The organism is Legionella brunensis (genome assembly GCF_001467025.1).
GTDB classification, from domain to species: domain Bacteria; phylum Pseudomonadota; class Gammaproteobacteria; order Legionellales; family Legionellaceae; genus Tatlockia; species Tatlockia brunensis.
In genome coordinates, this window is record NZ_LNXV01000011.1 from 87963 (window position 1) to 100704 (window position 12742).

The following is a 12742-nucleotide window of genomic DNA, read 5'->3' on the forward strand; positions in this document are numbered from 1 at the left end:
TATATCCCGTAAAATGCGCAGCATTTAGCAGCATTTATACGGGCTCCAGTTCAGAATACTCAATCAACATAGAAAATCAAAATAATTAGGCTGCCTGTTTTGCAGAATAGCCTAATTAGAGCCTAGGCCCAAACAATAGTGTTATGTTGTGTAATCGCCCTTTTGATAATGTCACGATAGTTTTCTTCCACAGTTCGTCTTTTCACTTTAAGAGTGGGGGTCAACAAACCATTTTCAGGGGTCCAGGAATCATTTAAGACAATAACATGACTAATTTTTTCATAATTTGCCAATTCGCTATTAATTTTACGCAAATTTTCTTGTAAATCTTGTTTGATATTTTCTTTATTTCGATTACGACCTAATTCGCTTAAGGTAATAATCAAAACATTATTGGGTAGTTCGCGTCCTACCATACATAATTGCTCAATAGCCGAATTTGTAGCAAATCGCTTCTCAATCGGTGCAGGCACAATAAACTCACCCTTCTGATTTTTAAAGTTTTCAGAAAGACGGCCTATTATTTTAACGTTATTAGTTTCATCTAACTCAGCAATATCACCGGTGTATAACCAGCCATCTTTAGTCAATGCAGCATCAGTAGCTTCTTTATCTTTATAATACTCCTTCATCAAGCAAGGTGATTTAATCATCAACTCACTCTCTCCCCCCAATTTCAACTCAACCTTAAGCCTCGGGGTTCCCACATAACCCGGACGACGATTCCCAAGCATAGAAAATGTCGCATAGGCTAAATTTTCTGTTTGGCCATAGCCTTCTTGAATTTTTATATCGAGCTTATCAAAAAAATCAAGAATAGAAACAGGTAAATGAGATGCACCAGAGAAACAATTGGTACATCGATTTAAACCCAAATGATGTTTAATCTTATTTTTAATCAAACTCGATATTAAGGGCAATTTAAGAAGAAAATTAAGCTTTTTGGGAGGTAGTTTTTGTTCAATTTTTTGTTGAAATACTCCCCAAATTCGCGGTACTGCTGTAAAAAAAGTAGGTTGCGCTTCTCTTAAGTTGTCAGCAAATTTATCAAGACTTTCTACAAAAGAAACATCACAAGGAATAGTGACACTACCTAATTCTATCGCAGAGCGTTCATAAACATGGGCCAAGGGTAGATAAGACATAAGATGATAATGTTCAAGTACTTTTATACGTCCAATATCTTCAGGAAATAACTCAAGGTAATTAGCAATTGTCCCATGAGTATAAACTGCACCTTTAGGTTGCCCTGAGGTACCTGATGAATAGATTATTGTGTATAAATCATCTGGTGAAGAATCTGTTACTTCCTGCATGGGTTCTTTATTAAGAATATCGGCCCACCGATGAGTGGTATTAAGATCATGATGGTAATCAAAACTAACAGAGGGCAATTCCGCTGGAATATAACTGCGAACTCGTTGATGATCATCCAGTTTACCGATGAATACCAATTTAATTTCAGCATGATTCAAAACGAACTTTATACTGTCTTGATGTTGATTAGCGAATAACGGAACATTCACCATACCAGCGAGGCTAATCCCAAAATCTGTAATAAACCATTCAGCGCAATTTTTTGAAAAAATTGCCACATGATCACCTTTGCTAAGCCCAATATCCTGCAGCAAACGTGCGACTTGTCTTGCTTGGCGTATCACCATGCTCCAAGTTAACTCATGCCACTGACCTTCTCGTGGTTGTCTTAAATAAACTTTATTACCCAGTTGCTTCTCATTTTTTAACAAGATCTGATTAAGTGATGTCGATTTCATGATCATGTCCCACCTTTTTCTGCTTATTAGTAATGATAGTATTCAAATAGATTTCTTAGTTACCGAAGTACTCTAAATGCATAACGTTCTGTTTCTTCCTTTTTACCCGTGATATTCTAGGCTCCAATTTTTTCGTCAATATCCAGGTCTCAAATGCAAATAAATAGCAAGAAGGATGCCTTGAAATTAAACCTTTCTTTAAAATTCAAATCACTTTTGCGAGAGTGGGGTTCTTTTGCATTATTAATTTTTGCTTTATTCGCTGCACGTTCTGCTATTGCGGACTGGAATCGCATCCCCTCTGGCTCTATGGAACCCACCATCTATGTGGGTGATTTACTTTTTGTGAATAAATTAGCGTACGACCTGAAAATTCCTTATACAACTATTCATCTTACTGAATGGTCAGATCCAAAGCAGGGAGATATCGTCGTTTTTAATAAGCCTGGTGATGGGCAGCGATTGATTAAACGAGTCATGGGCACCCCGGGTGATACCATCGAAATGAAGCATAATGTTTTAATTGTGAATGGACACCCTGCTGCCTATACTCCTATTGCGTCAAACACCGCCAATCTCTCGAAAGAGGAACGCAATTTAGCCATTTTTGCAACTGAACAATTAACCAACCTATCACATGCCGTAATGGCGCTGCCCTCACAACCAGCCTTACGCTCATTTGGTCCGATTAAAATCCCACAAGGCCAATTTTTTATGCTGGGGGATAATCGCGACAATAGTGCCGACTCAAGATACTTTGGTCTGGTTTCTCGTCAGCAAATTATTGGTCGAGCAGAAACAGTCATTATCTCCTGGGACAAAGAGAACTTTTATAAACCCAGATTTGAAAGATTTCTGCAAAAACTCATTTAATCAATTTCCTACCTAATATTGTTCTCTAACTTAAACCTAGGTCTGTTGACATTTCGCTAGCTTTGCAGCTAGTAGAAATACCAACAGACCTAAAAATAGGCATAGTTTTTGAATATTATAACGACAGTAATTCTAGGGTAAGGATTATGAAATGAAAATTAAGACTCTGATAAAAATTTTCCCTTTAGCTCTTTATGCACTGATTTCAATCTATCATAGTTCAATCTTTCTGTATTAAGGGGTTATTCTGTTTTCACCCCAGGGATATCCTTACCTAATTAGTTAGGGACTGTCCTAACTTGGTATAATTATCCTTACATTCTAAGATATAATAGGCTTTTGAGATCGCAAAAATCAGTCTCTAATGTATCCAATATCAATCTGAGTATCTAACGAATGAAAAAGAAACGTATTATTGTAGGTATTTCAGGAGCATCCGGAATCGTCTATGGCATTCGCCTTTTACAGTTATTAGCCAAAACAGATTATGAAACCCACCTTATAGTTTCCAAAGCAGCTCAACAGACGCGCGCCTTCGAAACCAATTTATCAGCCAATGAATTATCCGCATTAGCTAATATTTCCTATCATATAAATGATATTGCAGCTTCAATTTCAAGTGGCTCATTCAAAACAGCAGGAATGATAATCGCCCCTTGCTCCATGCGAACCTTAGCCAGTATTGCTTGCGGCACAACCTCTAATTTACTGACCCGGGCTGCTGATGTCGTTTTAAAAGAACGTCGTAAGTTAGTTTTGCTAGTTCGTGAAACACCATTACATTTGGGACATCTTGAAAATATGAAAAAAGTAACGGAACTTGGCGCTATCGTTGCTCCTCCTGTCCCTGCTTTTTACAACCAACCTCAAACAATTGATGATATCGTTACCCATAGTGTGGGGCGTGTGCTCGATTTATTTGATATTGATGTTGATGTCGTCAAACGTTGGAAAAATCCTAATTAATAAAGATTTATTACCCAATTAATGGAAAGTTTTTGGAGAAACAACAGTATTAAATTTTTGAAGTTTACAAGATAGCATCTAATATATATCTATAAATCCAAGATTTTGAGAATGAGGACCATAAAATCTATAACACGGATGACATTATGAATATTCTATCAAACATCAAAGTCCGATCTGCAATTGTTATTCGTCATATATCTCAATCTACAACAGCCTGCCTTATTTCAATGACAAAGGGTAATTTAGGCGCTCTTACAGTGGATCATTGGAAAATTGCCCTTATAACAGGGTTGGGTGCGGGGCTCATTGGCCTACTCTTTTCATTTGGAAGTTTGGTCAAATTGCAAACCTCTCGTTTTGGGGTAGCCTTTGTTGCCTTTGGAGGAACGGTTATTGCTGATTATTTTAGCCATGCAACCTTCCCTGAAGCGCTGGCAACTGGCGCAGGGGCCTCATTATTGTCTTTAGCGTTATCATTTACACCGCTTGATGAGGTCATCTCTAAAATGCAGGACAAGAAAACCGAAGAAACTGAATCTTAAACCCCCAACATTAGATTCAATTCATTACCCATCACATTGGAAGTCACAAGATCCCGCGATTTTTGCAGAATTCGATAATGAGGACGAATCTCCGCGTCAAAGACCGCGGAGTCCAAAACTCATCACAATTCGAACCCTGATTCAATATCACGGTAATTAGATGCCTTATAGGACATTGTTTCTTTTAAATCAAAACTGTATAATATTTGTCTTTTTTTACTTCTTCTGTCTTCCTATGCGTAAAACCCTTTTATCTCTTGCATTAGGCTTTACTACAGGCTTATTTTTTAGTTTTGCTGTCGTTGGTTTTAGTTTCACGGCATTGCTGAGTCTAGGTTTTTTCATACCTATGAGCATTATTCTTGGCTGTAGTCTGACTGCTGTCTTTCTGGGAAATTTCGTTCCTTGGCTCATACAAAGTGGCTTACAAAAATATATTGAATATCAAGTCAAATCCTCATTAACAGAAGATGATATCCATTGCTCAAAATTAAAATATTGGCTAAGTTTTGCCAATGATGGCTTTTTTGAACCAGCCAACATATGGAAATACACTTTTGACGACGGCCAGTCATTGGCAGAATATTTGGTGACTCGATCTAATCAACAGATGCAAAAATATATTAAATCAGGAAGAATTGATCGCAACCTACTACTGTCTGCCCAAAGCAATTTCAAAGCTTATCACTATTTAAGTTACGCGCAAAAACATCCCCGTGAAGAAGTTATTTCTTACAGCTTGGGGCATCGAATTCTACTCTGGCTTAAAAAGAGTATTGACTTAACTTCTAATTTTAATAGTGCACCACTCACTGATGCTCAAGAAGCAATGCGAATCGCACAACTCCTGCAAGAAGGCATTCAGGGAGACGGTGAAAACACTAAACCACATCCCGACTCTCTACGAGAAAAATTTACCCCCAACCAACTTCTCAAAAGGGGGATATCAATTCAGGAACCTCTACCATTACCCAAAGAATCTAAAACAGCAAAACATACTTTTCCCAAACACTTAAATATTTGGAAAACCCATTTGTCTTTACACCAACAAATTGACCAATTTCAAATTAAACAACAAACACTTGGTGTTCAGCAAAATAAAACAATCGATAAGAAGACAAGACTAGCTCATCAAACTGACAGTACACAGTGGACTGACTCCTCAATGGTTCACGACCGATATAAACTCTGGAATATTTTGCGCGAGAAGCATATCAATACAGCATTGTGGTTAAGTGCCTTAGAAGACGCTATAAAAGATTTTAATAACCACCAAGGCGAACAACAATTTCTATCAGAAGCTGGAAGCCGAGAATCAAAATACAATCCTAAGTTTAAGATGTATGTTACCGAAGAAGCTAAAAAGATATTACTTCTTGGTGAAAACTCCATTCGTGGACATGCAACAACCCACGATTTAGACATTTTGCCCTTAGGTTTTTTTCTCGATCGCAACAATGAAACCTGGACGCTTAAATACAGTCCCGACTACCGTTTATGGCAGCTAGAAAACCTCCCAGATGCTCATTTAATGATAGATCCCGCTTCCTCATTATTTAATGCACCAAGAACTAATTTTGCTGTTGATGGAGTTTATGAAACAAAAGGCCGCGCGACAAAAGAGGAATTTTTACAAGCCTTAGAAAAACTAAAAATCACGCCGTCTCAAGCCCAACTAGAACTTCTTGGCAGACTGGATAATGACATATTCCCTGCTTTTGAAACGCACAAAAAAGAACAGGTCTTCAAAGCATTAATCTTAATTGCTAGTGAATCAGCGCATTCTGGTCAAATTTTAAAAATACTTGATACTCTTTTAATCTTTGAACCTATTACATTTCGCTACTCCAAAACAACTACTTACTCTAACTGGTTTTCTGAAGATGACAATTCTTTACTATACTTTTTCCTTTATCACCATCTAACGCGTATAAATTCAGGTAAAGCCTTCGATCACCCTCTTTACATGGAATATTTTTCGCGTCTGACAAAATTAACTAGCGAAGAATTAAAATGGTTTGGCCATCTCACTGCGCAAAAAGCTCACGAACTTAGCTATTATGATTTTGAAGAATTGTGCAAAGGCTTATTTTGTTTCGTTGATTTTTTTAAAGCCCAGGGAATACCCTTACCCAAGGAAAAACCTGAAGGCAACTATATTGCCGATTACCAGGAGCCCATTGCTCAACTAAAAGGCTATTTAGACTGCATTAGCTTGACACAGAAAAACAAAAGCATGCAGCGCTTGCAAGCCCAATTTTTTGATTCCATGCCATTAGACATTGCTATTTCCAAGGCACAATTGCGAGCTGGTTATAGCTTTGTACATCGCTCCATGTGTTTCGATAGCTCTTACGTCGCGAATGCGAGTCTGCGAAAAAAATTTAACGCTAAATTTCCCCAGTTGGTTAACCCTTTTATCATCGGTGCAGAAGAATTTAAAAATACAGTGTATTCCTCTACCCTACCTGGTAAAGATGATGTGCTCTACTATCGAGCCTTATATTTACGCTTTGTTGCCCTCAATGTTGATCCAAGTGCCGTTGAGACTGCTTTAAACGAATGGGAAAAAATAACCCAAAGCTCTATCAACTCCTGTGAAAGTTTATGGCAAGATACAACTCATCAGACTGAATTTCATCATTTAAAACAATCCGTCAGTGCACACTGGGAAACCCTTAAGAATTTTGCTTTAAGCCTACCACGAAAAAACAAATCTCAATCCTCTGCCTACATTCCAGATGGCTTAGCCAATGAAGCCTATCCAATTAGAGCCAAAGAAAAATATATCGCTAGTAAACAGCATACGGATAGTGATGTCAGGGAACTGCTCGAAAAATTGTCATTAAGCGAATCGATGAAAATCGAGCTTTCAAAGCAAATATCTGAGTTAAATAATTTAATTGGAAAATACCATTCAATGAACTCAGATGAGTTAGACAGTGCTCTAAAAAATGCACGAGATCTTCCTCTGGAAGAGCGCTTAGCTTTATTACGCGAAACACACTATCGTTTATCACGCTCAGAAAAAAATGCTGCGGGTGAATGGCTACGATTAGAGCAATTAGTCTCCGTTTTAATTTCGCTTAAAAAAGACACTTTATTCCAGGTAGATACAAGCGAAGGGAAAACTTTAATTATCCAATTGATAACTTTATTAAAGGCGCTGGATGGTAACCCGGTCTATGTACTCACACATAATGAAGTTTTAGCAGAAAAAGCTTCTGATAAATTACAAACTTTGGCCTCACTATTACAACTTAAAGTCACTAATAAAAACAATTCTAATGATGATATTGCCACAAGCAACATCCACTATATAGACATTGCCAGTGCAGTCTTGGAAGAAAGATTAGCAAAATTACGTAATAACAATAAAAATGACAACCCTGTAAATAAAGTTGCTATTATCGATGAAGTGGATAACGTGGTGATTGATATACACGCCAACTCCACAATGCAAATCTCACAGAATAGCCAAGAAGCGAGTAAGGAATGTATTCAATTTTTAATTTTATTAAACAAGGCTGTTCGTACCCAACTCGTCAATGCCCAAACCCCAGATCCTACCAAGCATCGTCAAATTGTTAGAGATGCTGTAAAAGATTCAACTTATTATCAACAAGAAAATTTAGCCACCGATGAAAACCTCGATTTCTGGATAAAAGCAGCCGTTACAGCAATGCAATACCAGGAAAAACAAGATTATGTGGTAGAAAAAGAAGGTTTAGAAGAAATCGTTTATCTTGTGCATAAAGATACCACTGGACGAGTTGATAAAATATCGCAATGGAGTGACGGCGTACATCAATGTGTAGCAGCTTGGGAAAAAGAAAATGGCCACACTGCTATTAAAGTTCCTGGAATAGCCCAAGTACTTGCCGAAGGCGATATTGCTACCTACCTTGAAGAAAACTTCATTTCACGCTGTGCATTTACGGCCACATTGGGTGAACCCCACGTACAACAGCAAATTGAAGCTCTAGCCCACTCTGAATTAGTTGTAAAAATGCCTAGAGCGCAAAGAGAACTTGCTGAAGGCGCATCTTGGCCAAAAATTATTGACAAGACTGATCCTGCCGGAACGCCAACTGACTGTTTCAATCGCTCTTATCGGTTCCCACCTATTTACGTGGAAGGAGAGGAAGAGCATTTTGCAAAAATTGTTGAGGCCTTACGCAACGCCCATGACAATCAGCAATCAACTATCGTGTTTTTTAATACCATCACAGAATGCGAATATTTTTATAATTATTTGCTTGAGCATAATTTTTCAGGCGACTCTTTATCCAGCCATCTACAAATCCTTGATGACACTCACGCTCCAGAGGCTGCAGCAATTCGCCCAGACGAGGAAACAATCATTGCTCGTGCAGGTGAAAAACAGATGATTACGTTAACAACAGCCGCAGGGAGTCGCGGAACTGATTTTGAAGATATTGATGTAGGTATTATTGCCAAACCCGGTCTCGGTAGAGTTGTTATTCAAAAATCAGGGCGAATAGGTCGCAATGGGGCTCTTGGTGTGGTTTATGAAATTTATAATAACGAGGACTTAATTTTAAGTGACGAACTTGAGTCACCAGCAAATGAAGCTCCTATCCAAAATCCATTTCGCGAACGGGTAGAAAAATTTGAACAAAGAAAACAAGCTGCAGATCTCGAGGCAATTCTGTCAAGGGCAAAGCTTCGTAAAGAAAATCAGCAGTTACAAGAACATTTCTTTAATGCACGCTCCAAAATTACCTCTGAAAAACAAGAACTACTGGAGAACGCTTGGTGTCAATTTTTCTCTAAATATGGACGAAAAGAAAGTTCATTAACACTTTCAGAAAAATTAGAGCATTTTAACATTGAAGTAGGAAGTCTAGTTTCATAACTACATGCAGGAATAAAAAGAAGTTAAGTTGTTAATGCAGTCAGAATCCTACGCTTGCCTTTAAATGTAGACCTACCATGCATCGTAAGTACATTATCTAAAATCATTACATCACCTTTTGCCCAAGGATGGGGCACCGTATGTTCTTCCAATACATCAAGTATGTGATAAAGATCTTGGTGTGGTATTGTACTTCCATCAGCAAAAGTTACTTCATGCAAGCGAGTTAGGCGACGAAAATAGACTAATTTTACCGCAAGAAACCTCCATAGTCCTAAAAGCTTGACATTAAAGTCATAAAGATGAGCCTGGTTAAACCAAACTGTTTCTTTCGTAATGGGATGTTGCAGTAGCGCAGGCCTTGTATGCTTTATCTCAATCCAGTCCCCGTTAAGCCATTTCCATTTAATTTCGTTAGACTGGCAGAATGCTTCTACTATTTGTTTTTGATCGGTTTCGAAAACATCAATCCAAGATTTATGTGAGCGAGCCAAATAATTGATCCACTCCATCAGTTTACTTTTTCGATAGTAATGGGAAATATAGGTCACGCTTTTATTTTGAAAACGTGTTACCACATCCGGGTTTAATGCCTGAAAAATTTTTCGCGCATCAGCAATCACTGTTTCCCCTTGGAATTTTGGTGCAACTTCACAGAAAAAATAAATATGTTGGGGGTAAGTTTGCAAATATGACAGTTCCTGATGCAAAGGAATATAAATATTAGGCGGCGCTTCAGTAGAAGTATAAATTTTGTGAGTTACTTTATCTCGCGGGCTATCACCACCAATATAGTTTACAAAATTGCCTAAATTTATTGTGCTAATAAAGTCAGTGAAATGTTCGACAGTAGATAATGGGAAATCTCGAAAAAGGAAAGCGCCATTTTTCAATAATAGTTGTCTGATTTGAGAGAGGTTATTGACAAGCAAGTGCCTCCAATTATGGGGCTTTGCATTTTTCTTAAGCGTAATGAACGTTGGGAATCCTTCTTGAATACTAAAATCGTCCATAACAATTAGCCTCCATAATGGCTAAGCTTTAGTTTAATCAAGCCCAAGCAGCTAATACAGAACCCTTGCAATAACTGTAATTTAAGTTTATCAGAATCTAGATATGGCATCAAAAAGGAATGCTAATCAGCAAAATTGACGTCATCACGATAGACTTTCTATCTCGACTTTAAAAAGCTATTATTGACAACTACGTTAGGTATCATACCTCAACTTCAATTAAAATTTCGAGCATCATATTTTTAATTAAACTAATTAAATCAAGCTCATATTCCTCACCAAACGCCGTTGTTTGGAAAAATATTGCCTTATCCTTGTTAGAGTTGATAACTTTTTCTTTCAATTTACTGATTATATGAGAATTTATTAGTTCGTTACTTCCAATTAGCCCGATCATAAAAGAAGAATTATCGCGCTCAACAAAACGCTCAATGGCCAATTTTAGTCGTGACAAAACTCTGTCCTTTGCATCCCAATTATCCCCAACAATATCGTTAATATTAATGATGGAAACATTTAATTTTTTTTCTCCTAATATTCCTGATGCAAGCAGAGAATTTTCATCACTGATCCTTCTAATTTTTAAAAAATTATCATCCGCATTAATTATTAGTCTCAGAGAGTCACCAATAATATCACTTTCAATATTAGTTTTAATCTCAATTGATTTTTCTTGCAATAATTTGTAGTAATCATGTAATAATTTATTAGAAGAAAAAACTGGGTATAAATCACAGCTAATTACTTGGGGGATCGCTAATACCTTATTTAGCATCTTACTGAAACAGGAGCCAATTTGAGAAATAATTTCCGGATTGAATGCTTTGTCAACATAATTAATGTACATGTTCCACTGTGATTCCTTATCTATGGTGTAATAAATCATCAAATCAAGCCCCATATTTGTTGAGCCGATATTTTGTAACTGCAGGTGGGAAGATGAATAATCCCCCATGTAACCAATAACGATTGGTAGATTAAAATGGTTACGGGTTATGCCCATTTCCGTGATCACTTTTTCAATAGGAAAATAGCTTGCTTGAGCATCGATAAATTCTTGCTGAAGAGATTGACATAACTCCTTAAAATTTAAATTCCAGTCTATTTGAGGACACATCAGTAAATTGTTCACAAACAACCCTTGAGCACTGTTTGCCAGATGGTTTTTCCGCTTGTTCAAAGGAACTAATAGTTGGATTTTTTCATTTGCAGATAATGCATTCAATACTAAGCTCATCAGTGCCATACATATAATAAATCCCGTTGTATGATAATCACTTGTAAGAGTCATCATTGCCTCTTTAGTACATAATGGTATTTTTTTGCTAGAAAATATTTCATTATGCTTGATATTTTTTTGATGAAGCTTAAGATAATCCAAACCCTCCAGTTTTTTTGTCCATAGCTCTTTTATTTCTTTTATGAATTTTTCACTATAATCTATTTTTTGTTCCTTATTAAATATCGCGTGACTATAATTTTCTTTTGCCTCCTTATCAGGTTGTTTTAATTCTAGTTGAGCCATCATCATTGAGTGAATATCAGAAATAATATGATTTGCTATATAAAGCACCTCATGCTCACCTGTGTTATATTCAAAAATTACTATCTTGAACAATAAATCATTCATTAAATCAATTTTTTTTAACACCTCATTTCTTATTAATTCGTTTCTCGAATCAGTTGTATTTACTTTGATCCAATGAATATAAGAATCATAATTTGATGGAATTGTATAAATAAATTTAAAATTACTATTTTCTCTGAGAAACTTTATTCTTAATGTGTCATTATTATCAATAAAACTTATGACTTTATTTAAAACTTCCTCACGTTTAACATCACTTCCAAATAATACCGATGAAAATAAATTATACTGCGATAGCTCAGGATTAATGGAGTAATGATTTAGGATAGCCTCTTGCAGGAATGAACATTCGAACTCTTTGTTTTTCTCTTGAAAATCATCGTACTTCTTAGTAGTTTTTTCCTCAATCGATACCAATTCAATTTTCTTTAATAAATAATCGGCTAATTTGTCAATTCTATGACTCGAATATAATTCCCCCATAGAGATATTGATTAGTAATTTATTCTGTAATTTATCCGCCAACTGAGTTGCATTTAATGAGTCAACCCCTAACTCAAATAAGCTAGTCTTCTCATCAATAGTTGCTATATCAGGTATCTTCAATACTTCTGCGATTAATTTTTTAACTTTATCAATGAGCAGCATTTTCCTATTGTCAGGGTGTTCATTAAGAACGTCGATTAGCCAATTTTCTTCTATACCCTCAGCACTCGCATCCACTGCCGAAGAGCGATAACAATAAAGGTATTTAATTTGATTATTTTCAACTAATTCAGCACATCTTTTACGCTGCAATTTACCACTGGTGGTTTTAGGTATCGTTTTGGGTGGTGTCAAATAAATCGCATTTGCAGAGAGATTAAAAGAGGATGAGATTGCTTTTTGCATCATGACCACAATCTCAGAATAAGCCTCAGGGGGTGTATTAGCCTTTACGTCAGCAACTAAAACCAATTGTTCTGTTGCTTCTGTTTTTTCAGAAAATGCTATTACACACCCTTTTTGAATGTGGGGGCTCGCTGACATCGCTGCAAATTCAAAATCGTGAGGATAATAATTTTGACCGTTAATGATGATAAGGTCTTTTATCCGACCACAAA

General features: G+C 36.7%; 7 protein-coding genes. 4 read left to right on the forward strand and 3 right to left on the reverse strand.

All coding sequences use genetic code 11. The features are described from left to right. Positions 1 to 122 precede the first annotated feature (122 nt). Entirely contained in the window at positions 123 to 1775 is a 1653-nt protein-coding gene (locus tag Lbru_RS07280) for an AMP-binding protein (protein WP_238583846.1), read from the reverse strand. A gap of 180 nt (positions 1776 to 1955) precedes the next feature. On the opposite strand from Lbru_RS07280, the gene lepB reads away from it, so the two are divergent. The 4 genes from lepB to Lbru_RS07300 all read left to right on the forward strand — a co-directional run bounded on the left by lepB (position 1956) and on the right by Lbru_RS07300 (position 9038). Beyond that, positions 1956 to 2648 (forward strand): signal peptidase I, encoded by a 693-nt coding sequence (gene lepB, locus Lbru_RS07285; protein WP_202967544.1) that lies wholly within the window; start codon positions 1956 to 1958, stop codon positions 2646 to 2648. A gap of 396 nt (positions 2649 to 3044) precedes the next feature. Continuing rightward, positions 3045 to 3614: a UbiX family flavin prenyltransferase gene (locus tag Lbru_RS07290; RefSeq protein ID WP_058441530.1), complete on the forward strand. Its 570-nt coding sequence runs from the start codon at positions 3045 to 3047 to the stop codon at positions 3612 to 3614. Positions 3615 to 3760: 146 nt separating this feature from the next. Then, a complete protein-coding gene (locus Lbru_RS07295; protein ID WP_058441531.1) occupies positions 3761 to 4159 on the forward strand; it encodes a hypothetical protein in 399 nt (132 codons plus the stop codon). A 235-nt stretch (positions 4160 to 4394) separates the two neighbouring features. Beyond that, positions 4395 to 9038, forward strand: coding sequence for a helicase-related protein (locus Lbru_RS07300; protein WP_058441532.1), 4644 nt, complete (start codon positions 4395 to 4397; stop codon positions 9036 to 9038). 23 nt (positions 9039 to 9061) lie between these two features. Here Lbru_RS07300 and Lbru_RS07305 read toward each other — a convergent pair whose 3' ends face one another. Both Lbru_RS07305 and Lbru_RS07310 read right to left on the reverse strand, forming a co-directional pair. Continuing rightward, positions 9062 to 10051 carry a TauD/TfdA family dioxygenase gene (locus Lbru_RS07305; RefSeq protein WP_058441533.1) on the reverse strand — a complete coding sequence of 330 codons (990 nt, stop codon included), beginning with the start codon at positions 10049 to 10051 and terminating at the stop codon, positions 9062 to 9064. 202 nt (positions 10052 to 10253) lie between these two features. Continuing rightward, positions 10254 to 12731, reverse strand: a complete 2478-nt coding sequence (locus Lbru_RS07310; protein WP_420795317.1) for a condensation domain-containing protein — start codon at positions 12729 to 12731, stop codon at positions 10254 to 10256. Positions 12732 to 12742 lie beyond the last annotated feature (11 nt).